This is a genomic window from Acinetobacter lwoffii (assembly GCF_049367455.1).
GTDB classification, from domain to species: Bacteria; Pseudomonadota; Gammaproteobacteria; order Pseudomonadales; family Moraxellaceae; genus Acinetobacter; species Acinetobacter lwoffii_W.
The window spans coordinates 2,189,417-2,211,499 of record NZ_JBMPXW010000001.1; the positions used below are offsets into that span (position 1 = coordinate 2,189,417).

Annotated in this window: 21 protein-coding genes and 3 pseudogenes; 17 read left to right on the forward strand and 7 right to left on the reverse strand. The window is 43.4% G+C overall.

Annotated elements, in window-relative coordinates:
* Nucleotide 1 precedes the first annotated feature (1 nt).
* The 6 genes from nuoM (at nt 2) to ACO1B7_RS10455 (ending at nt 5,735) form a co-directional block, all read left to right on the forward strand.
* Nucleotides 2-1,615, forward strand: a complete 1,614-nt coding sequence (gene nuoM / locus ACO1B7_RS10430) for an NADH-quinone oxidoreductase subunit M (RefSeq protein ID WP_004280767.1) — start codon at nt 2-4, stop codon at nt 1,613-1,615.
* A 3-nt stretch (nt 1,616-1,618) separates the two neighbouring features.
* Nucleotides 1,619-3,163, forward strand: coding sequence for an NADH-quinone oxidoreductase subunit NuoN (gene nuoN, locus ACO1B7_RS10435; protein ID WP_004645875.1), 1,545 nt, complete (start codon nt 1,619-1,621; stop codon nt 3,161-3,163).
* A gap of 123 nt (nt 3,164-3,286) precedes the next feature.
* Nucleotides 3,287-3,922, forward strand: a complete 636-nt coding sequence (upp, locus tag ACO1B7_RS10440; RefSeq protein WP_004280765.1) for a uracil phosphoribosyltransferase — start codon at nt 3,287-3,289, stop codon at nt 3,920-3,922.
* A gap of 84 nt (nt 3,923-4,006) precedes the next feature.
* Nucleotides 4,007-4,300, forward strand: coding sequence for a cold shock domain-containing protein (locus ACO1B7_RS10445; RefSeq protein ID WP_004732065.1), 294 nt, complete (start codon nt 4,007-4,009; stop codon nt 4,298-4,300).
* Between the two features lie 193 nt (nt 4,301-4,493).
* Nucleotides 4,494-4,853, forward strand: a complete 360-nt coding sequence (locus ACO1B7_RS10450) for a hypothetical protein (protein ID WP_423090165.1) — start codon at nt 4,494-4,496, stop codon at nt 4,851-4,853.
* A 159-nt stretch (nt 4,854-5,012) separates the two neighbouring features.
* Nucleotides 5,013-5,735, forward strand: a complete 723-nt coding sequence (locus ACO1B7_RS10455; protein WP_423090166.1) for a cold shock domain-containing protein — start codon at nt 5,013-5,015, stop codon at nt 5,733-5,735.
* A 39-nt stretch (nt 5,736-5,774) separates the two neighbouring features.
* Here the strand turns inward: ACO1B7_RS10455 and gigC are convergent, their stop codons facing one another.
* Nucleotides 5,775-6,653 (reverse strand): LysR family transcriptional regulator GigC, encoded by an 879-nt coding sequence (gene gigC / locus ACO1B7_RS10460; protein ID WP_004280761.1) that lies wholly within the window; start codon nt 6,651-6,653, stop codon nt 5,775-5,777.
* 85 nt (nt 6,654-6,738) lie between these two features.
* Between gigC and ACO1B7_RS10465 the strand changes: the two genes are divergently transcribed.
* A complete protein-coding gene (locus ACO1B7_RS10465) occupies nt 6,739-7,500 on the forward strand; it encodes a ferredoxin--NADP reductase (protein ID WP_423090167.1) in 762 nt (253 codons plus the stop codon).
* Nucleotides 7,501-7,674: 174 nt separating this feature from the next.
* Here ACO1B7_RS10465 and ACO1B7_RS10470 read toward each other — a convergent pair.
* Together ACO1B7_RS10470 and ACO1B7_RS10475 are read right to left on the reverse strand one after the other, a co-directional pair.
* A pseudogene (locus ACO1B7_RS10470) lies at nt 7,675-8,037 on the reverse strand (transposase domain-containing protein); the annotation flags it as partial.
* A gap of 109 nt (nt 8,038-8,146) precedes the next feature.
* Nucleotides 8,147-8,569 (reverse strand): hypothetical protein, encoded by a 423-nt coding sequence (locus ACO1B7_RS10475; RefSeq protein ID WP_423090168.1) that lies wholly within the window; start codon nt 8,567-8,569, stop codon nt 8,147-8,149.
* A gap of 149 nt (nt 8,570-8,718) precedes the next feature.
* On the opposite strand from ACO1B7_RS10475, the pseudogene eat reads away from it, so the two are divergent.
* The 7 genes and pseudogenes from eat to ACO1B7_RS10510 all read left to right on the forward strand — a co-directional run bounded on the left by eat (nt 8,719) and on the right by ACO1B7_RS10510 (nt 15,530).
* Nucleotides 8,719-10,161, forward strand: a pseudogene (eat, locus tag ACO1B7_RS10480) (ethanolamine permease).
* 25 nt (nt 10,162-10,186) lie between these two features.
* Nucleotides 10,187-11,572, forward strand: a pseudogene (locus tag ACO1B7_RS10485) (ethanolamine ammonia-lyase subunit EutB).
* A 9-nt stretch (nt 11,573-11,581) separates the two neighbouring features.
* Nucleotides 11,582-12,397: an ethanolamine ammonia-lyase subunit EutC gene (gene eutC / locus ACO1B7_RS10490; protein ID WP_423090169.1), complete on the forward strand. Its 816-nt coding sequence runs from the start codon at nt 11,582-11,584 to the stop codon at nt 12,395-12,397.
* Between the two features lie 138 nt (nt 12,398-12,535).
* Nucleotides 12,536-12,868 carry a hypothetical protein gene (locus tag ACO1B7_RS10495; RefSeq protein ID WP_005265958.1) on the forward strand — a complete coding sequence of 111 codons (333 nt, stop codon included), beginning with the start codon at nt 12,536-12,538 and terminating at the stop codon, nt 12,866-12,868.
* A 201-nt stretch (nt 12,869-13,069) separates the two neighbouring features.
* A complete protein-coding gene (locus tag ACO1B7_RS10500; protein ID WP_374952493.1) occupies nt 13,070-15,016 on the forward strand; it encodes a mechanosensitive ion channel in 1,947 nt (648 codons plus the stop codon).
* A 68-nt stretch (nt 15,017-15,084) separates the two neighbouring features.
* On the forward strand, nt 15,085-15,252 hold the full coding sequence (locus ACO1B7_RS10505; protein WP_253175578.1) for a hypothetical protein: 168 nt from the start codon (nt 15,085-15,087) through the stop codon (nt 15,250-15,252).
* Between the two features lie 128 nt (nt 15,253-15,380).
* Nucleotides 15,381-15,530 carry a hypothetical protein gene (locus ACO1B7_RS10510; protein ID WP_253175577.1) on the forward strand — a complete coding sequence of 50 codons (150 nt, stop codon included), beginning with the start codon at nt 15,381-15,383 and terminating at the stop codon, nt 15,528-15,530.
* A gap of 29 nt (nt 15,531-15,559) precedes the next feature.
* On the opposite strand, the gene ACO1B7_RS10515 is transcribed toward ACO1B7_RS10510, so the two are convergent.
* Nucleotides 15,560-16,759 (reverse strand): BaiN/RdsA family NAD(P)/FAD-dependent oxidoreductase, encoded by a 1,200-nt coding sequence (locus tag ACO1B7_RS10515; RefSeq protein WP_253175576.1) that lies wholly within the window; start codon nt 16,757-16,759, stop codon nt 15,560-15,562.
* A 187-nt stretch (nt 16,760-16,946) separates the two neighbouring features.
* On the opposite strand from ACO1B7_RS10515, the gene ACO1B7_RS10520 reads away from it, so the two are divergent.
* Entirely contained in the window at nt 16,947-17,270 is a 324-nt protein-coding gene (locus tag ACO1B7_RS10520) for a DUF4870 family protein (protein WP_005106226.1), read from the forward strand.
* Here the strand turns inward: ACO1B7_RS10520 and ACO1B7_RS10525 are convergent.
* Nucleotides 17,267-18,148, reverse strand: coding sequence for a 1-aminocyclopropane-1-carboxylate deaminase/D-cysteine desulfhydrase (locus tag ACO1B7_RS10525; RefSeq protein WP_071850789.1), 882 nt, complete (start codon nt 18,146-18,148; stop codon nt 17,267-17,269). The genes ACO1B7_RS10520 and ACO1B7_RS10525 overlap by 4 nt on opposite strands.
* A 180-nt stretch (nt 18,149-18,328) precedes the next feature.
* On the opposite strand from ACO1B7_RS10525, the gene ACO1B7_RS10530 reads away from it, so the two are divergent.
* Together ACO1B7_RS10530 and ACO1B7_RS10535 are read left to right on the forward strand one after the other, a co-directional pair.
* Nucleotides 18,329-18,511 carry an NF038215 family lipoprotein gene (locus ACO1B7_RS10530; RefSeq protein ID WP_005104073.1) on the forward strand — a complete coding sequence of 61 codons (183 nt, stop codon included), beginning with the start codon at nt 18,329-18,331 and terminating at the stop codon, nt 18,509-18,511.
* A gap of 103 nt (nt 18,512-18,614) precedes the next feature.
* Nucleotides 18,615-19,238, forward strand: a complete 624-nt coding sequence (locus tag ACO1B7_RS10535; protein WP_374952495.1) for a LysE family translocator — start codon at nt 18,615-18,617, stop codon at nt 19,236-19,238.
* A 68-nt stretch (nt 19,239-19,306) separates the two neighbouring features.
* Here the strand turns inward: ACO1B7_RS10535 and ACO1B7_RS10540 are convergent, their stop codons facing one another.
* Nucleotides 19,307-20,494, reverse strand: coding sequence for an ammonium transporter (locus tag ACO1B7_RS10540; protein WP_005247869.1), 1,188 nt, complete (start codon nt 20,492-20,494; stop codon nt 19,307-19,309).
* Nucleotides 20,495-20,942: 448 nt separating this feature from the next.
* Nucleotides 20,943-21,923: an MBL fold metallo-hydrolase gene (locus tag ACO1B7_RS10545; RefSeq protein ID WP_423090170.1), complete on the reverse strand. Its 981-nt coding sequence runs from the start codon at nt 21,921-21,923 to the stop codon at nt 20,943-20,945.
* Between the last annotated feature and the right edge of the window lie 160 nt (nt 21,924-22,083).

A 22,083-nucleotide genomic window follows, 5' to 3' on the forward strand; every position in this document is an offset into this window, starting at 1 on the left:
AATGGAAGCTCCAAACAATATTATTTTGCCGGCTCTGATCCTCATTCCGTTCATTGCAGGTTTCATATGCTGGTTGGTCGATAAACTCGACCAACACTTGCCGCGTTATATCGCGCTGATCGGTATGCTGGTGACCTTGGTCTTGACCATCGTCCTTTGGCAGACTGGTACCTATAACTATGAATTAGGCGGTGCTACACCTTCGTGGGCTGCCGAATTCAAATTGCCTTGGATTCAAACCCTGGGCATTAACATTCACTTGGCAGTGGATGGTTTATCACTTCTTATGGTTGGCTTGACTGCACTCCTGGGTGTGCTGGCAGTAGGCTGTTCATGGGGCGAGATTCAAAAGAACGTTGGTTTCTTCCACTTGAACCTTTTATGGTCGTTGGGTGGCGTCATCGGTGTGTTCCTTGCGATTGACCTGTTCCTGTTCTTCTTCTTCTGGGAGATGATGCTAGTACCGATCTACTTCCTGATTGCCCTTTGGGGTCATAAAGGGGCAGAAGGCAAGTCACGTGTTTATGCAGCTAACAAGTTCTTCATTTACACGCAGGTTGCCGGTTTGGTGATGCTGATTGGTATCCTGGGTCTGGTGACTGTGGGCTATACCATGACGGGTGAAATCCGTTTCGACTACAACTATTTATTAGGTGTGGCGAATACGCTTGATGCTCAGGCGCCAGCGGTTGCTTATGCATTCATGATCTGTTTATTCATCGGTTTTGCGGTAAAACTTCCAGTTTTCCCATTACACGGCTGGTTACCAGATGCGCATGCGCAAGCACCAACAGCGGGTTCTGTCGATCTTGCAGGTATCTTGATTAAGACTGCGGCGTACGGTTTATTACGTTTCGTGATTCCGTTCTTCCCGGCAGCATCTGCACAGTTTGCAGACTTCGCAATCATTCTTGGTTTAATCGGTATTTTCTACGGTGCTTGGTGTGCTTTCCAGCAAACCGACATGAAACGCCTGTTGGCTTATACCTCTATTTCACACATGGGCTTCGTTTTACTTGCGATCTACGCAGGTAACATCCTGACCTTCCAGGGTCTGATGATCATGATGTTGGCACATGGTATTTCATCTGCTGCACTGTTCATTATGTGTGGTCAGGTATATGAGCGTGTACATACGCGTGATATGCGTTTGATGGGTGGTATGCGTGGTCAATTCCCGTATCTTGCATTCTTCCTGATGTTCTTCGTTGCGGCGTTGGTGGGTATTCCAGGTCTAGGTAACTTCATTGGTGAGTTCCTGATCCTGATGGGTGCTTATGCGAAATTCCCGGCGTTTACCATTCTTGCGGCAATCAGCTTGGTATTTGCGGGTCTGTACGGTCTGATCCTGATTCACAAAGCCTTGTTTGGTGTACCAAATGAAGCGCAACAGCAGCATTATACAAATCCGTTAAAAGATCTAAATGCACGTGAAATCGCATTATTGTTGATCTGTGCGTTTGGTCTACTTTGGCTTGGTCTATATCCACAAAGCTTCCTTGACGTTTCTAACTCAAGCATGGCGTGGTTAGCGAATAGCTACATTCCAGTTCAAGAAGTGGTTGAAGTTGCTGATCAAGTAACGACTCAACTTGAAAATGTGGAGATCCAATAAGCCATGAACTTCACAATGTCTTTTTCTGAGCTTATGCCTCTAGCACCTGTGATGATCGTGTCGTTAACTGCGATCGTCGTGATGTTGCTGACCGCAATCAAGCGTAACCATAACTTGGTGGCTACCACCACGGTGATTGGTTTAAACCTTGCTGCGTTCTATATCATTTTCGTTTTGTTGGCAGGCGTGTTTGCACCTGCCAACGTGATGAATCTGTTCATCGTAGATCCATTTACGATGCTGTACCAGTTTGTGATCCTGATTGCTGCACTTGCATGTGCAACGCTATCTCACGCGTATATCGAAACCTATAAAGATAACCGTGAAGAGCTGTATATCCTGATGCTGACATCCGTTGCGGGTGCCATGCTGATGGTAGCAAGCTCACACTATGCATCATTCTTTATCAGCCTTGAGTTGATGTCGATTCCTGTATATGGTTTGTTGGCATATACACATCAACGTTCTCAATCGCTTGAAGCGGGTGTGAAATATCTGGTGCTTTCAGCAACTGCGTCTGCAATGCTGCTCATGGGTATGGCATATATTTATGCATATACAGGTACTTTAAGTTTCGTTGCTGAACCAGGCAAACTGTTTACCGTATTCAGTCAACCGGCTGTCGTGATTGGTCTGGCATTAATTGTATTTGCAGTAGCATTTAAATTATCGCTGGCACCATTCCACAAATGGACACCAGACGTATACGCTGGTGCACCAGCGCCAATCGCGACTTTCCTTGCGACAGTTGCAAAAGTGGCGATGATTGGTCTTTTTGTTCGTTATGCATTGTCTTCAGGTTTAATTTTGGCAGACAGCTTCGTCACCATCATTTCGATTATTGCGGTTCTGTCTATCCTTGCAGGTAACTTGCTGGCGGTTCGCCAGGTGAACTTGAAACGTATCTTGGCATACTCTTCAATTGCACACTTTGGTTATTTGCTGGTTGCCATCGTAAGTTCACGTAATACGGATTTCTTACAGGTTCAAGGTTTCGCGACTTTTGAAAGTGTAAACGTCTACGTGATTACCTATGTATTAACCACGATCGGTGCGTTCGGTGTTGTTACGCTGATGTCTAGTCCGTATAACAATACGGATGAAGCGGGTAGTCTGGCTGAATACCGTGGTCTGTTCTGGCGCCGTCCAGTATTGACTGCTGTATTGACGGTGATGATGCTGTCTCTTGCAGGTATTCCATTAACTGCCGGCTTTATCGGTAAGTTCCTGGTGATAAAAACTGCGGTTGCAGGCGAAGCCTGGTTCCTGACTGCGATGGTCATCTTGGGTTCTGGTATCGGTCTGTACTACTACCTGCGTGTGATGGTTGTGCTTTACATGACACCACCTGAAACACCACGTCTAGATGCGGTGAATCATTGGGGCCAAAAAGTGGGTGGTATCATGGTACTTCTTGCTGCGCTTGCGGTACTTGTGATTGGTGTCTACCCAGATCCAGTGATTGCAGTATCTAAATATGCATTCTTTGCCATGTCACCTGAATTGCAACAGTTCATTTTCACTTTGGTTCAAAGTGGTTTTAACTAATATCTGCAAAGATTGACGTTATTACAAAAAAGCCTCCATGATTGGGGGCTTTTTTATTTATACAAATCAATAAAAGCCTTTATAATAGCGGAAATTTATCTTTAACCTTTTAGGTGTTCTCCCGTGGCAATCCATGAAATCCGTCATCCACTCATTCGACATAAGCTTGGTTTACTCCGTCGTGCAGATATCAGTACCAAGAATTTCCGTGAGTTAGCTCAAGAAGTGACCATGCTTCTGACTTATGAAGCAACTAAAGACCTGCCAATGGTTGAACATGATATTGATGGCTGGAATGGTGCTGTTACAGTTGATCGTATTGCGGGTAAAAAAATCACGGTTGTGCCAATTCTACGTGCCGGTATTGGCATGCTTGACGGTTTCCTGAACCTGATTCCAAGTGCGAAAGTATCGGTACTTGGTTTAGAGCGTGATGAAGAAACTCTGGAAGCACGTACCTATTATAAAAAACTGGTTCCAGACGTACAAAACCGTATCGCAATGATCATTGATCCAATGTTGGCGACCGGTTCTTCTTTAGTGGCTGCAATTGATGTACTGAAAGCCAGCGGCTGTAAAGATATTCGTGTGATGGTTCTAGTTGCTGCACCAGAAGGCATTAAGCGTGTAGAAGCTACGCATCCGGATGTTGTGATTTTTACTGCTTCTATCGATAATGGCTTAAATGAAAATGGTTATATCGTTCCAGGTCTTGGCGATGCTGGCGACAAAATCTTCGGTTCAGTTCAAAAAGACTAATTTTTGAATATGATGAAAAAAGGGGCTACTACAGCCTCTTTTTTATATAATGTAGACAGGGCATTTTCAGGATAGGACAATAGCATGAAAGATGAATTGTATCAGGGCAAAATCAAACAGTATGACCCTGCCAAAGGTTTCGGTTTTATTGGCTGCGCTGAGGGAGATGTATTCTTCCATATTTCAGACTTCCCTGCGGCAGAAGGCGAGCCAAAACGCAATGAACGTGTGAAATTTAATGTTGTTGAAAATGGCGATAAGTACAAAGCGATCAAGATTGAACGTGTCGAAGACAACTCAAAGAAAGCTAAAAAAACCAAAGTGGCGACACACAATAAATCAATTACATCGGCATTGCTAAACAACTTCCGTGGTTAATGGATTATTCTCATACTTAATCCTTTTTTAATCACATTTAAAAAGAGGCTTCCGAGCCTCTTTTTTTATAGTATCACCGCTTACATATTCAAAGAGACAGACAACACATAAAAAGTCCACTAAACAGCAACAATGCTGAACATTTCCTTTGGCTTAGAATACAAATTAAATGAATTCTATAGAGAAAAGTGTCATGTTTACGGATGGAAAAATTAAAACTTACGATTCCGAACGTGGTATGGGTACTTTGGAGTTGATAGGGGAAGCTCAAGAGTTAAGTTTCAAGTTGCAGGATTTACCTTCGCCTGAAATTGAGCTACAAATTGGAGAGCGGCTTAAATTTAGAATCATTCTCCAACAAGGCAGTATGACATTAGACAACATGGTACGTCTGGATATTAAAGTACAGGATGAATTTGTGCCAGAAGTCGTCGCCTTGCAATCCTTGGCACCTACAGTGTCTGTTCCGGTACGTAATTCAATTTTCTTTAGTCCGACCCTATGGCTGGCATTGGTATCAGCTGTTGGCTTTATGATTTTTGGAGAAGTATAAATAAAAAAGAAATTTTAATTTTTTACTTTTAACTTGGGATCTATTCTTCTGTCATAAAAAAACTTCTAGTTTTTTGTTTCTGCTTTAGAGAATTTGACAAAAGCTTTTCAGTCTCTTTTTGATTACAATCATAAAAAATATTAAAGATAAGAGCGAATTATGTTTCAAGAGGGGAAAATCAAAACCTATAACGAAGATCGTGGTTTTGGTTTTATTCAGATCGAAGGGCAATCCAAAGATTTATTTTTCCATGTCAAAGACTTTCCCAATAAAAATATTCCGCCAAAAATGGGAGAAAAATTAAAGTTTTTGATTGTGGAAGATAATGGAAAGTTTAAGGCAAACCATATTGTTCGCTTGGATATTAAGCAAGAAGTTCCTGTTACACAAAACAATGATCTACATGGAGATATTGAAACCAGAGCTTCTCTACATTATGAAAAGAAAAAATCATCAACTACATTAAAAATAATCACACTATCAGGACTGGTGATTATTGTGATTCTTGCTGGTCTTGTTTATAACAAATATCAAAGCTACCAAATTCAAAAACAGCAAAAGCTTGAAGGACTGATGGTAGAGCAGCAACGAATTGTCGCTGAGCAGCGAGCAGCGCAAGGTGATCTACCTATGCAAGGATTATCTGAGCAGGGCAGGAAGAACCTGGAAAATCACGGCACTGAGTTAAGAAGCCAAAGTAACCCCATTAATCCGAAAATTTCAGAAACGGCTTCGCCATCTGTGTCTCAATTTAAATGCGATGGTCGAGAACACTGTGGTCAGATGGGTTCTTATGAGGAAGCATTATTTTTTATTCGTAACTGTCCAAATACTAAAATGGATGGTGACGGAGATGGGATACCATGTGAAAGTCAATTTTGATGAATCATAAAAAAAGCACCTTGAGGTGCTTTTAATATTTTAGCTTTCACAAAAATTCATAAAGGCTCTTAGACCTGGGCCCTGATATTTCTGGCGATGTACCAGCATAAACAGAGGACGAGTCAGTGACCAGAATGGTGTATCCAGAATCACCAATTGACCTTTTTCACGTAAAGGCTCAATTGCAAGTTTGGAAATGCAGGACATACCAATTCCGCCCGCTACAATTTTTAAAATCGCTTCATTATGACCGAGTGTCAGACGGATATTAGCATCTGGCACATCTTTTAAAATGGCATTATCAAACACCTCACGGGTACCTGAACCTTCTTCACGCAAAATCCATTCAACAGATTTGAAATCTTCAGCGGTTAGTTCACGGTTCAATTGCGCAAGAGGATGGTCTGGCGCACAGCACACGGCCAGCTCATCATCACGCCAATGGATACATTGTAGCTGTGGCAGATGACAAGATCCTTCGATCAGGGCAAGATCCAGCTGGAACTGATTCACTGCTTCAATCATTTGACGGGTATTACCGACTTGAAGCTGTAAATGTGCTTGCGGCTTGATTTTCAAGAAATCGGCCATGAGGTCAGGAATCAGGTAATCAGAAATCGTCAGGGTCGCACCTAAACGTAAATCGATACTTTGAAGCTCACCTTTAGCGACTTGTTCAAAAGATTCACAACGACCTAAAATTTCCAGGGCTTGAGGGAGAAGAAAGCGCCCCAGGTCATTTAGCTGTAAACGTTTGCCTAGACGGTCAAATAGTGGAGCACCCAGACCATCTTCCAGATCTGCTAAAGCCATACTAGCCGCACTTTGTGTAAGCTTGACGGCATCGCTAGCCTTCGTTACGGTACCCTCTTGTGCCACTGCTACAAAAACAGCCAATTGGCGTAAAGTCATGCGCATGAGTAGAGCCTTAACATTTAAAAAATATTAATAAATTATGTTGCCATGCTACCATGAGCACAGTCTTTCATGCCACGTTGAAATCATGTCAATTGAAAAATTTACCCGAGAAAAAGTTTTATCTGTACACCGTTGGACCAATACATTATTTAGTTTTACGATGACACGCCCGGCACATTTTAAGTTTACCGCAGGGCAGTTTGCGCGTATTGGTTTGCAAGTGGGGGATGAACTGGTGGTTCGTGCCTATTCGGTAGTGTCATCTCCTTTTGATGAAACTCTGGAGTTTTTCTCGATTGTCGTTCCTGAAGGTAAATTTACCTCCAATTTACAGCACCTCAAAGTCGGGGATGAGCTGCATCTGGAAAAAATTCCTTATGGTTATCTGACTCTGGCACGTTATCAATTGCCTTTGCCTAAAGATCTATGGTTACTGGGTACCGGTACGGGGCTGGCACCGTTTATTTGCATGTTGCAAGACTTTGAAACCTGGAGCAAATACGAAAAAATTAATCTGGTTTATAGTGTACGCACCCGGGCAGAACTCGCTTATGTAGACCGGATTCAAGAAATCGCTGAAACCTTTGGCGAAGGACATACTGGTTTTAAATTTATCCCGATTATTACCCGTGAACCCGATGCACCTTTACACGAACGTTTGCCGATTCTAATTGCCAATGGTGAGCTGGAAAAGGCAGCAGGTCTAATGCTTAATCCTGAAACAACGCATGTCATGCTTTGTGGTAACCCGGATATGGTCGATGATACCAAAGAAGCTTTAAAAGCCCGTGGCCTGACCATGAACCGCCGTGGTGAAGGAAATATTGCAGTCGAGAATTACTGGTAAGGTTGAAGGATTTATGAGCAAAACCCCCTGCTTGAAGGCAATGCGGTTCCTTTAACAGGAGCGGCATTGTGATCTAAGGGATAACGGTTTTTTAACATTTTGACTCTCCGAAGCCTTGTAGGCCTCTCTAAAACAAACTACCTATCCCTGTCTAAGTTCCGACAGCCCAGCCGGATAATGCTCTTGTCCCCAGTGCTGATCGGTCTGGTGAAATAGCCACTCCACAGAATCTGCACCAAGATGTTTACGTGTATTGGTTAGACTAATGCGCGTCAGTAAGTCATAAGAGGCTAACCACTGAGTGCAAATATTGAGTCTTCTTGCTGCTTCATGGATGAGGACATCACGGAAAATCGCCATTCCAAGAACCAGCCAAAGTACCTGATCCGCAGGCAAGCACCGCCTGCGAATAGTCGCGGGACTGCTCAACCTGAGTGTGGACTTGACCCACTCAACGGGGATATTGTGAATAAAAGTACTCAGATTCGAGAGCTTAAACAGATTGTTAAGATCTAAAATATCCTGCTGAAATACCATAAAAAAATCCGATGCCAAACCTGACATCGGATTCTCTAATGAATTCCAAAATGATTCAAATGCTTAAGTAAACAGCATTGCCCATTGCGGAGGTTTTTTCGATTCAAGCTTAATGCACAAACATATCCATTGATTCACGGATTTCCTGAATGGCGGTTTCGACATCGGGACTGAGCCAGGTCGGTTCAAAAAATCCGGCATAGTGCTCAATACGGTCTGCAGGCACCACCAGGCGCACTGGACAGTCTTCTTCCAGTAAACGCCATGGAATAATCGGCACTTCATTATCCAGCCATGCCGTTACATCTCGAATATCGATAATCATCGCATTGATACAGTCCGGAAAAGGCATCACGGAAAATTCTTCGGTACGACGACGGAAATATTCCAGATCCTGCCAGCGAAGCAGGAAGCTTGGCTTGCTAAATTCAATAATTCCAATCAGATGCTGATCACGGCTGTAGTGCAGCGTACATTGATGTGTGACGTCAGTATCAAGATCAAGCGATACACTTTGTTGACGATACGCCATATAACTCGGGTGTATAAATGAGAAGGTGGATAATTATAACGCATTTCATCGCTGAAAGGCAGCGTCTCAACTGTCTTCACTAAAGCCTGCGGAACCGGTATGGCTTATGCATATCTTCAGGGAACAACGATAAAAACAACGAGGTTGCTATGTCAGAGTCAAAAAGTGTGATTGATACCAGTGTGACTGAAACAGCAGTACAAGAAGATTATTTTGCCTTGCGCCAGCTCAAGAAAGGCGCCGTAGGTTGGCTGCTTCTCGTCGGTCTGGGGGGCGCGTATGTGATTTCCGGTGACTTCGCTGGCTGGAATTTTGGTTTGGCACAGGGGGGGTGGGGAGGCATGTTTATTGCGACCATTGTGGTGGCATTCATGTATCTGTGTATGTGTCTGGCCATGTCCGAAATGTCGACCATGCTGCCGACTGCAGGTGGGGGTTACAGTTTTGCTCGTACTGCTTTTGGTCCCTTTGGCGGCTATCTGACCGGGAGTGCCATCCTGATTGAATATGCCATTGCTCCGGCAGCAATTGCCTGTTTCATTGGTGCCTATTGCGAAGCCTTGTTTGGTATTGGCGGCTGGATCATTTATCTGGTGAGCTATCTGGTTTTTATGGGCTTGCATCTGAAAGGTGCAGGTGAAGCACTCAAGATCATGTTTGTGATTACCGCAATTGCTGCGGTTGCCTTGATGGTGTTTATCTTTGGCATGTTGCCTCATTTTAATAGTGCAAACCTGTTTGATATTGCGGTCAGTACGGAAGCGGCGGGTGCAAGCAGTTTCCTGCCATTGGGCTATCTGGGCATCTAGGAAGCAGTGCCTTATGCGATCTGGTTTTTTCTGGCAGTTGAAGGTGTCCCGCTGGCAGCAGAGGAGGCCAAAGAGCCAGCTAAATCCTTGCCGCGTGGCCTGATTGGTTCCATGCTGATTCTGGCATTCTTTGCGCTAAGTATTTTGTTACTCGGTCCTGGCGCAGCAGGTGCAGATACGCTGAAAAATTCCGGTGCACCGCTGGTGGATGCCTTGGTGGCGGTCTATGGTGCCAATACCTGGATGGCAAGTTTCGTGAATTTTGTCGGTCTCGCTGGTCTGATTGCCAGTTTCTTCTCGATTATCTATGCCTATTCCCGTCAAATTTTTGCGCTCTCACGTGCCGGTTATTTACCGAAAAAATTGTCCTTAACCAACAGCAATCATGCACCTTATTTGGCCATCATTATTCCGGGGATTATTGGCTTCCTGCTGTCCCTTTCAGGTGAAGGTGATCTGCTGATTCTGATGGCGGTCTTTGGTGCCACCATTTCCTATGTTTTGATGATGATGTCTTATATCAAACTGAAATTGTCCCGGCCGAATCTGGTACGTCCTTATCAGGCACCGGGCGGTATTGTGACTGCGTCCATTGCGCTGGTACTTGCTGCGATTGCCGTGGTGGCAGGCTTTCTGGTCGATCCAAAAGTCTGGTTAATGGCAGCTGCCATTTACGTTGCACTGATTCTCTATTTTCTGCTGTATAGCCGCCATCATCTGGTGGCCGGGACACCGGAAGAAGAATTTGCCCGTATCGAGGCAGCAGAAAAGGAATTGAAATAAATTATCTAGCAGGGAGAACTTGCTTATGTTGTATCAGATTAATGTGGCCAGTCAGCATTATGTCTTTGAGGATTTAAAAACCCTGTTGGCCAAGGCTACGCCTGAACGTTCTGGCGATCAGCTGGCAGGGATTGTGGCCACTGATGCAACCGAGCGTGTTACTGCACAAATGTGTCTGGCAGAAGTACCATTACAGCAGTTTTTGCAAGAAGCTGTGGTTCCTTATGAAGAGGATGAAATCACCCGCCTGATTATGGATGAACATGATGCTGATGTCTTTTATCCGATCTCGCATTTTACTGTGGGGGATTTTCGTAACTGGCTGCTCAGTGCAGATGCCACCACAGAAAAGATTACGGCCTTAAAAATGGGCCTGATTCCAGAAATGGTCGCAGCGGTTAGTAAAATCATGCGCAATCAGGATCTGATTCTGGTGGCAAAAAAATGCCGAGTAGTGACTCGGTTCAGAAATACCATCGGGCTGGCAGGGCATCTTTCTACCCGCTTGCAGCCGAACCACCCGACTGATGATCTGATAGGCATTTCAGCTTCGATTCTGGATGGACTAATGTATGGCAATGGTGATGCCGTGATCGGGATTAATCCGGCCACAGATAATCTGCAGAATTTGACTGAGCTGCTCAAACTGCTCGATCATGTCATTCAGGAATATGAGATTCCGACTCAATCTTGTGTTTTGACCCATATTACTTCTGGCATTCAGCTGGCAAATAAAAATGTTCCGATTGATCTGATGTTCCAGTCCATTGCGGGAACCTAAACAGCCAATACTGGTTTCGGTATCAATCTGGCGCTGCTGCAGGAAGGCTATGAAGCTGCCTTAAGCCTGCAACGCGGCACAGTGGGCCAAAATGTCATGTATTTTGAAACCGGACAGGGCAGTGCCTTATCCAGCAATGGCCATCATGGCGTGGATCAACAGACCCTGGAAGCGCGTGCCTACGCCGTGGCGCGTAAGTTTAATCCCTTGCTGGTCAATACTGTAGTCGGCTTTATCGGGCCAGAATATCTGTATAACGGCAAGCAGATTATCCGGGCCGGGCTGGAAGATCATTTCTGTGGCAAGCTGCTCGGTGTGCCAATGGGCTGTGATATTTGCTACACCAACCATGCCGACGCCGATCAGGATGATATGGATATACTGCTGACCTTGCTTGCCAATGCCGGATTGAATTTTATCATGGGTATTCCCGGTTCAGATGATGTGATGCTGAATTATCAGACGACCTCCTTTCATGATGCTCTTTATATTCGACAGTTATTAGGACTGAAACCGGCTCCTGAATTTGACCACTGGCTGGAGCAGCAGGGAATTTTGGCGCAACAGTCTAATCAGTTGCACTGGCCGACCGAGCTACCGAAGCAATTTTCACGTCTAATCTTGTCTTGAGGAAGTACTATGAAACTAATTGCTGATGTGAAATTTGAGTCTCAATTGCAGGATAATCCCTGGCAGAAGTTAAAAGCCTTTACTGATGCACGGATTGCCTTAGGCCGAACTGGGGGCAGCTTGCCGACTCGACCAAGTCTGGAATTTCAACTGGCGCATGCCCAGGCCAAAGATGCGGTACTGAAGCCACTCAATGTTGAATCCTTAAAAGATGACTTAGCTAAAACCGGACTGCCCATCCTGGAAATTGAAAGCCAAGCGGTGGAAAAGGATCTTTATCTGAAGCGTCCTGATCTGGGGCGGGTGCTTTCAGAGCAGTCCAAAAACATGTTGCGACAATATCGGACTGAACATCAGGAACATTGGGATGTGGTCATCATTTTAGGAGATGGGCTCTCGGCACGTGCCATTGAGGAAAATAGCCCGCATTTTATTTCGGCGTTGCTGGAGGCTTGTAAAGAACAAGGCTGGCAGATTGCCCCCTTGGTGATAGCCCGTGGCAGTCGTGTGGCACTTGGCGATGAAGTGGCAGAAATTTTACAGGCGAAAATGCTGGTCATGCTGATTGGCGAACGGCCGGGTTTGAGCTCACCGGACAGTATGGGAATTTACTACACTTATAATGCTTTTAAAGGTTGTCATGATGCCTTGCGTAACTGTATTTCCAATGTCCGTCCTGCCGGCTTGACCTATCCACTTGCCATCCAGCGACTGGTGGCATTGATGCGTAAATCCTGTGAGTTACAGCTTTCAGGAGTACAGTTGAAAGATGAACACCAAACCCCAGTCGACATACAACATAGCCCGGCCAAACGGCTATTTTAAAGCAGTAACCAGCAGAGAATTCTGATGGATTAGTGACTTACATCCCGTCACCATCTCACCATGTTTTGTCACAGAAGCCCTATTCACAGCTTGTTATTCTAAAAATCTACTTATGAATAACAAAGAGTGAGGATGGTTATGGTCGATGATTTCAATAAAAAGCCACCTTTAAATCATCAAGCAGACGTGACGCAAAAAAAGCGTATCCCTGTTTATATCTTGATTTTGGTAGGTATTTTTTTACTCGCACTACTGTTCTATATGTTTGCTGACATGAATCCAGATGCGAATGATGCTCCTGCAGGACATCCAAATCCGAATGTACAGCCTGCTACCCCAAATAATTCAACTCCAGTCGGTGAGCCTACACAAGGCACCGCCACCATGAATGATGGAACGGAAGCCACAGCAACCGTAGGTGATAGCACAGAAGCAACAGCAACTGCGACTGATGGACAGGCGACTCAATAACTGAAAATACCTGAAAAGCTCTAGTGAACCACTGGCGCTTTTTTGCAATGGATGGTGATGTTTTAAGGTAGTGCCATCTACCTGGCTTGAGTCTGAAAACATCAAATCTAATATGAATTCGGAAGAAGAAGGGGCTGATTGTTTCAGGGAGATGCCCCCGATTTCAGATAAATAGCTTAATAACAAAGAGGGTAGAACAACATGAATGATTATATGAGAAGCCCACGTGGAGGCTTCGATGCCATGTACTACTGGGATCAGTTTCATCCCATTCTTAGTGCAATTGCCATATTAGTAATTGGCTGGATCATTGCGTTACTGGTCTCGGCAGGCGTTAAAAAGCTCTTGCAAAAACTGGGCACCAATACACATTTAAATACGGCGACAGGTCATCACTCCAATGTGGAGAGCATTATCGCCCGCGTCGTGTTCTGGATTATTCTGATTATTGCCGTGATTGGTGCGCTGAACGTACTTAATCTGACCAGTGTCAGCGGTCCATTCAGTAATATGATCCAGCAGTTCCTGTTATTTATCCCGCAGTTACTAGGTGCAATTGCAGTCGGATTCATAGGTTGGATTGTGGCCAATCTGGTCAAAATAGGGCTACAAAAGCTGCTGGACCGAACGCAACTGGATGAAAAACTCAGTGCGGAAGTCGGTGTCAGTCCGATTAGTAAAAATATCAGTGAAATTGCTTACTGGTTAATTTTATTACTGTTCTTGCCAATCGTGCTGTCTATTCTGGGTCTCAACGGTCTGTTGTTACCAGTTCAGAATATGCTGACCGATGTCGTAAGCTACTTACCAAACATCTTCATTGCTGCAGTGATCATTTTTGTCGGTTATATTCTGGCAAAAATTGTGCGCGGTATTGTCGAAGGACTATTAAACAGTCTGAACGTACAGCAACATGCTGAAAAAGTAGGGATCTTCAAAAACTCGAATGTTTCTCAGGTGATTGGTTCATTCATCTTCGCCGTGGTGATCATTACTGCACTGATCATTGCATTTGAAGCATTGGGTATTGAGGCTATTTCTCAGCCTGCTACAGCCATGCTGTATGAAATCATGAACGCCATTCCGAATATCATCGCTGCTGCGTTGATTCTGATTCTGGCGTATGTGGTGTCTAAACTGGTGGCACGTCTGGTGGTTGAAGTAGTTGCCGGTACAGGTGTTGATGAAATTCCTGCCAAACTGGATATCCAGCGCTTTTTAGGCACGACTAAACTTTCCAGTGTAGTCGGTTTCCTGATCGTTTTATTTACCATGTTATTTGCGGTATCTGAAGCAGCGAACCGTCTTGGCTTTGAACAGATCAGTGGTCTGATTGCAATGTTCATCTACTTCGGTGCCAACATTCTGCTTGGTGCGGTGATTCTGGTAATCGGTTTCTGGCTGGCGAATATCGTTGCGAATATCGTACAACGTGGTGAATATAACAGCTCACGCTGGTTAGCGAATTTGGTTCGTGTCCTGATCATGGGTCTGGTTGTCGCAATGGGTCTGCGTGCCATGGGTATTGCCGATTCGATTGTTAACCTGGCATTTGGTTTAACTTTGGGTGCTGTAGCAGTAGCATTTGCCTTGGCATTTGGTCTGGGTGGCCGTCAACCTGCGGAGCGTGTACTCACAGATTTGATTGATAAAGCCAAACGAGAGGCCAAAGAACCCAATCCAGTCAAAGAAAAAGCTGAGAACAGCATATTTTCTGGATTAGGTGGCAAGACCACAGCTACAAGTGCAACCGACATGTCAGGTACTACAGGTGCGGCGATGGGTATGAGTTCTACAGATAGCTCAATGAGTCAGTCCTCTGGTGGTTCGCAAATTGTTACGGGTACTACCGATTCTTCAATCACAACTCCAGGAGCAGGCATCGTGCCAAATCAGGATTCAGACAAGAGTACGCCTATGGGTACGGATTTATCTCATACCACCCCGGCAATCCTTACAACTGCACCGCAGGATGATGAATCATTGGGTATTGATCCGGTCAATCCGGATGCGGATCAAGCCGTACCGGATTCACTAAAAGTCGATCCGACTCATCCGCCAGTCAATAATCCATTTGGTTCAACTGGAGAAAAAGAGCCGGATGTCGATATTGATCGTTCTACTCAGAAAAAAGATGACCTGAAATAACCTGTTATCTTTAAGCAAAATCGACCACGCTCATGTGGTCGATTTTGTTCAGTCATAAGGAAAAATGAATGAATACCAAGAAACCTAACAAAGTTCTGGCTCCTTTAATCATTGCAGGAATTACGATTGGCTTTTTTACCGCTGCCTATCGATTTATTTTTGTGAAGAGCACACAGGAAGAGCAGTCTGAGCGAGAGCTGGATAAGAAAATACCAGAGACAGACGAATTTAACTGAGAATAAAATTTTTCTGAGTACGAGAAATAGAATTTTCTTTTTAAAAAATATAGAATATTCAAATGAATACTAAAATGATTTTGGTATTTTTCTTGCATTAAAAATATAAAGAAAAGGAGATCAACACGATGTGGAAAGCACTGCAACATAAATTCATGACATCTTCAACAGATGACGTACCGCTATGTCTGCGAGAAGCTAAAAAAATGCAGCTGGCGATTGACCGTCTAACAAATACGGCCAATCTTAACCTGTTTAAAACAGATTATCTGGAATGAGTTAAGTAGCCATCCAGATTATCTATTGATTAAATATATTCCGATGCGGCATGTGCCGATGACCATGCCCATTGGAAATTATAGCCGCCTAAATGTCCGGTAACATCCAGTACTTCACCAATAAAATACAAGCCTTTTTGTTTTTTACTTTCCATGGTTTTTGAGGATACTTCCGTAGTGTCTACACCACCCAAAGTCACCTCCGCCGTACGGTAGCCTTCTGTTCCTGAAGGTTTCACTTCAAAGCCATGCAGACGTGCCGCAATCTGTTCCAGCTTGTCATCGCTGATATTACCAATGGCAGTTTCAACGCTTTCAGTCCAGATCAGACTTTGTAATTCAGCCACCACACTTTTCGGTAAATATTCATTGAGGAGTGTACGCAGCAAGACTTTGGGCTGGCTTTGTTTTTTTGCTTTAAAGAAATCCAGTAAGTCTACGCTCGGTAAGAAATCGACCTTAAAGCTTTGACCGACATTCCAGTAGTTGGAAAGTTGTAAGGAGCTTGGCCCACTTAAACCGCGATGGGTAAATAAGAGGGCTTCGGTAAAGCTATTAAGCTCATTCGAGAGTGTTGCTTCTACGGCATTTCCGCTTAAGCGCGTGGTGACTTCTTTAAATCCGTCAGAGAAGGTAAATGGAACCAGTCCGGCACGAGTCGGATAGACGTGATGTCCAAACTGTTTTGCAATCTCATAGCCAATGCCTGAACCGCCAAGCGTAGGAATAGATAAACCGCCAGATGCCACGACGACAGATTCAACTTCAAAATATCCCAGTGAGGTCGCCACCTGAAAGCCTTGATCATCGACTGGATTCACTGCTTTCACTTCGCAACTGGTCTTAATATCGACCAGACCGGTTTTATCACATTCTGCCAGCAGCATCGACAAGATATCTTTTGCACCATTTAAGGTAAACAGCTGTCCATGTTTGCGCTCTTCATAAGCAATGCCATATTCACAAACCAAGCCGATAAAGTCCCAGTTGGTATAACGCGTTAAAGCTGAAATCACAAAATGTGGATTGTGTGAAATATAATTGCTCGGTTCGACTTCCAGATTGGTGAAATTACATTTACCACCGCCAGACATCAGGATTTTTTTGCCAACCTTGTTGGCTTTTTCCACCACCACGACTTTACGCCCACGTTGCGCAGCCATATACGCCGTCATTAAACCTGAGGCACCGGCACCTATGACTAGAACATCGTATTGCTTGGAAGACATCACACACTCAAGGGAGAAGAAAAGGGAAGCATTATAGACAATTTTATTTCAGCTTTCTCTATTCCAGAAAAATCAGTTCCGTGATTGCAGATTTGCAGCGCATTTTAAACATAAAATATTTGAAAGCTGCTTAAAACTCATGCATAGTTTTTGTACAAACTAAAAACATAATAACAAGGAAAAGCGAATGGCAAGTGCGGAAGATTTAAAACAATATAATCTGATTACATATATTCTTTATATTTTAGGATTTTTTCTTGGTCTTACCCCATTTATTGCGATTGTGATGAATTATATCAAGCGTGATGAAATGCGCGGTACCTGGCTGGAAAGTCATGTCGATTGGCAAATTAAAACCTTCTGGATCAGTTTGCTGGGTTATATCGTCGGTGGCTTATTGACTGTGATCTTGATTGGCTTCCTGATCGTGTTTCTGGTCTTTATCTGGCATATCTACCGCTTGGTCAAAGGGTTAATTGCCTTAAATAACAATCAACCAATTCAAGCTTAGGTTGCTGTAAAACCAAAGGGAATATTACGACCTTGCAGACCACCACTATGAATGACCAGCAGTTTTGATCCAGCCGGAAAATAATTTTTCTCGATCAAATCAAAAATTCCCATCAGCATTTTAGCCGTGTAGATCTGCTCCAGTGGAATTGAAAATTCGGCCTCAAAATCCCGGATAAACTGTACCAAGGCTGCACTAGTTTTGGCATAGCCACCACAGCAATAATCATCGAGAATGTTCCAGTTGGTTTTATTCATTAGTTGGGCGACTTCATCTTTTAAAAATGAACCTTTCAGTGCGGAAAATCCTAAGATCTGTTGATGCGCGTGACTGGCTTCGATCAATCCGCTGATGGTGCCACCGGTGCCTACTGCACAACAAATCACATCAAATTGCGCATCGCTATCTTTTAATATTTCCTGACACCCTTGAATCGCCAAAGCATTGGTTCCACCTTCAGGAATCACATAATGTTCAGGAAATTGTCGAGCGAGTTCGGCCAAATACTCAGGCTGTTGCTTGCGCCGATATTCATCACGACTGACGAAATGCAACTGCATCCCGAATTCTTGGGCGGTGGCTAATGTTGGATTCAATGGTCGATCAGCCAGTTCTTCACCCCGAATCACTCCAACACTCTGAAAACTAAACTGCTGTGCGGCAAATGCAGTAGCAGCAATATGATTGGAATAAGCACCTCCAAAACTCAGAATATGCTGATAACCCTGTCTTTTGGCTTCAAGAAAATTATATTTCAGTTTAAAAAACTTGTTGCCCGAGATTTGTGGATGCACCAGATCCAGACGACGTATTATTAAAGTAATATCGTGAAAATTAATCTGTTGATCTGGAATATTTTGGGCAATGGTTTCAAACATAAAAGTTCGCAAAGTTCATGATAGAGGCATTATAGCGGAAGTGCTAAAAATCAAAGTTTTTCAATAAGCCATTATTCGCTGAAAGCTATGGAATTAGTTGTAGATTGTCACAAATATTCCGCTGATTATTTAAACAACAATACTAATCTAAACAGAGGAAACCCTGAGGAGGGTAGAATAATGAAAATATTATCCTGTGCTGTGTGGGTCGGCATGCTGCTCAGTCTGTCGGGCTGTGATGATGCGTTGAATAAACCTAAAACAGAAACCCGTACCATGATTATTGGTGGCGTACCTGTATATGAGCAGGATTATCAACTGCTAGACAAGCATTTGAGTGCTCAGGATCAGTTGAAACCTTAAGTAATTGCTATAGTTGAAATTCATGACAAATCCAGAAATTTTTACAGCAAATTGTCAGGTTTCTGCTTAAAATAGCCCTTCGATTTTTAAGTCAGGTTATCTCGTGGAATCATTCTGGATTTTAGGTTCGATTGCTTTTGCCCTGATGTTAGGCGCAATGAGTCCAGGGCCAACTTCTATTTATGTGGCAAAAAATTCAATTGCCATTTCACGTAAACATGGTTTATTTACTGCATTGGGTACTGGTCTCGGTGCAGCGATTTTTGGTCTGCTGGCGGTTCTCGGTTTGCAGGCATTTTTACTGGCTGTACCCTCAGCGTACCTGGCCTTAAAAATTTGTGGTGGTTTATATTTACTTTGGTTGGCGTTTAAAATCATTAAACATGCCAAAGATCCGATCGAAGCGGATACAACCATTAGCAAACAGATGTCTTTACGTCGTGCCTTTATCACCGGTTTAATCACGCAGTTGTCCAATCCCAAAATTGCGATTGTGCTAGCCAGTATTTTTACCGCGTTATTGCCCAAAGAAATTCCAACATATTTTTATTTTGTTTTGCCTGTCTTATGTTTCTTTATTGATGCGGGCTGGTGTTCATTGGTCGCAGTTGCATTATCTGCTGAAAAGCCACGTTGTGTTTATTTGAAGTTTAAGGCCTTATTTGACCGCGCAGCAGGCGCAGTTATGACGGTACTTGGCTTAAAACTGATCTTTGGTATGAAGTAATTATTTCGTATAAACGCTCTGCTTATAAATAAAAAAAGCCCCTAGTCATAGAGGCTTTTTTATATCAATTAAAAAGTATTTTCTTCCGAATTAGCAGAAATACGATGAATCGACAAGTCTGCACCGTTGAACTCTTCTTCCTCAGTCAGGCGAATACCCATCAAAACCTTAAGCAAGCCATACACCAAAAAACCACCCGCCAAAGCAATGACAATCGCCAGCACTGTACCTATGAGTTGTGAAATTAAAGACACTCCTCCCATTCCTCCAAGCCATTGCTGACCGAAGATACCCACAGCTAATCCGCCAAAAGCACCACAAACGCCATGCAAAGGCCAAACCCCCAATACATCATCCACTTTGAGTTTATTTTGGGTATAGGTAAAGAGTTTTACAAAAATAATGCCGGCGCTGATCCCGATAAAAAAAGCACCCAAGGGATGAACGACGTCTGATCCTGCACAAATCGCCACCAGACCTGCTAAGGGACCATTATGCAGGAAGCCCGGGTCATCTTTCCCCGCAACTTTGGCTGCTATTGTTCCACCGACCATGGCCATCAAAGAGTTAATAGCGACCAGTCCAGAAATGGCATCCAGCCGCTGCGCGCTCATGACATTGAAGCCGAACCATCCCACAATCAGAATCCATGAACCCAAAGCCAAAAAAGGAATTGATGAAGGAGGATGCGCGGTGATCCGGCCATCATTTTTGTAACGGCCATGACGCGCACCAAGTAGGATTATTGCGGCGAGTGCCATCCAGCCGCCCATTGCATGAACGACAACTGAGCCGGCAAAATCATGAAAACTTGCACCAAATGCATGGGTCAGCCAATCCTGAAAACCAAGGTTGCCATTCCAGATCATACCCTCAAAAAACGGATAGATCAGCGCAACCAGAAATAATGTCGCTAAAGCCTGTGAACGCATTTTGGCACGCTCTGCAATCCCTCCAGAGATAATCGCTGGAATTGCTGCAGCAAAAGTCAACAGGAAAAAACAGCGCATCAGATTGTAGCCATGATCGGCAGACAAGGTTGCAGCATCATGGAAAAAGTGCTGACCGTAGGCAATATAGTAGCCCACTAAAAAATAGGCGATGGCGGAGATGGCAAAGTCGGTTAGAATTTTACTTAGGGCATTGACCTGGTTTTTATGTCGAACTGTTCCAAGCTCTAAAAAAGCAAATCCAGCATGCATGGCAAGCACTAGAACTGCACCGAGAAGAAGAAATAATAAGTCTATATTTTGCATGGTGCGTTCCAATTTAGTGCGCGGGATCACAAAAGAAAATCAGTATATAGAGGCAAATTGATTGTAGAAGAGGGCTAAGCAAGGGAAATTTTGATGAAGAATTTCTTGAAATTGATAAGACTCGATATAAAGCACGTTACTATTTTTTTGCACCAAACTAAGACATGGCGAGAGTTCATAAAATTCAGATTTATATTATATTTTTAGGTGTTTATATTTATCGTAAGAAAAACGGTGCTAAAAAAGCATGCTAAAGGTGCACGTAAAAAGTAAAAGATTTTTAAGAAAAAATTTAAAAATAAACGAAACTATTGCTTTTAAATTTCAAAGCGTCATTCAAGTTTTAAATTTACCAAGTCATAGGGAATCTGGCTGAAGGATATTTAAAATAAATGAAACCCTAAAAAATTAGGGTTTCATGCTTAGATAAAATTATTGAAGTATTCAATTAATCTTTAAAATGTACCGGAATCCATTGATAGCTTTTATTGTCTTTAGAATAAATATGTCCAATCCCCGGAAATGGCAAATGTGGTGCTGCTACCGTCTGACCATTTTTCGCATATTCAGCAAAATATTTTAAGCGAGTCTCAATTGCCTTTTTCGGATCGACATCGAAGTCAACACCGGTCTGTGGGCGATCAAACTGAAGTGTATGTGAGTGCACAATATCTCCAATAAACACCATCTGCTGACCTTTAGATTTTAAGCTAAAACCAAAATGCCCCGGTGTATGTCCAGCCGAACTGATCACATCAAAAGCATGAATTTTATCGCCAGTTTTAAAGGTTTTGAGCTGATTCTTGGCCTGATAGGGTGCAATGGCTTTCTTGATTTTATCGACTGTGCCCAAAAAACCTGCCTGCTTGGCTTTTGGTAATTTGTCCACCGTTTTGGGATTCATCCAGAAATCCAGTTCAGCTTGAGATACATAAATGTTGGCATTGGGGAAATTGACAACGCCGTTATTACTGATGCCGCATACATGGTCTGGATGTAAATGAGTGAGCAGGATGGCATTGACCTGTTCAGGTTTATGTCCTGAAGCCTGTAAATTGGAATAGACTGAACCTAGGTGTGGACCATTACAGCTTGAAGTCCCGCTATCGATCAGAACCAGTTCTTTGGCTGTATTGACCAGAAAGGCATTCACGGAGGTCTGGATGCCTTTGGCCTGATCCACGTAGTATTTTTTCAAGATCTGGTCGGCTTGGGCTGCTGGAATATCTTTAAATAAGGCTTTGGACAGATAATTGGTGCCATCTAGCAGGGCAGTAATTTTGTAATCCCCGAAGTTATGTTGATAATAACCGGGAACCTGTTTTTGTTGTTGGGTGCTAGAAACGGATTGTGCATGTGTTTGAGAGATACCCGCCATTGAACCTAAAGCAAGCAATGACACGACGAGAGAAGAAGTGAAGTATTTCATAGCTATTCTTATGTAATTAAAGTCAATTCTATGTATTAGCACGGATGCCAGCAAAAAAGAATATGAATATATTTACCATTTTTTAAAATGGAAGTGCTGATTTGTCATCTGTACTAAAAAATCAGTCTGAATCTGTATATTGATTTTTTGAAAGTAAAGA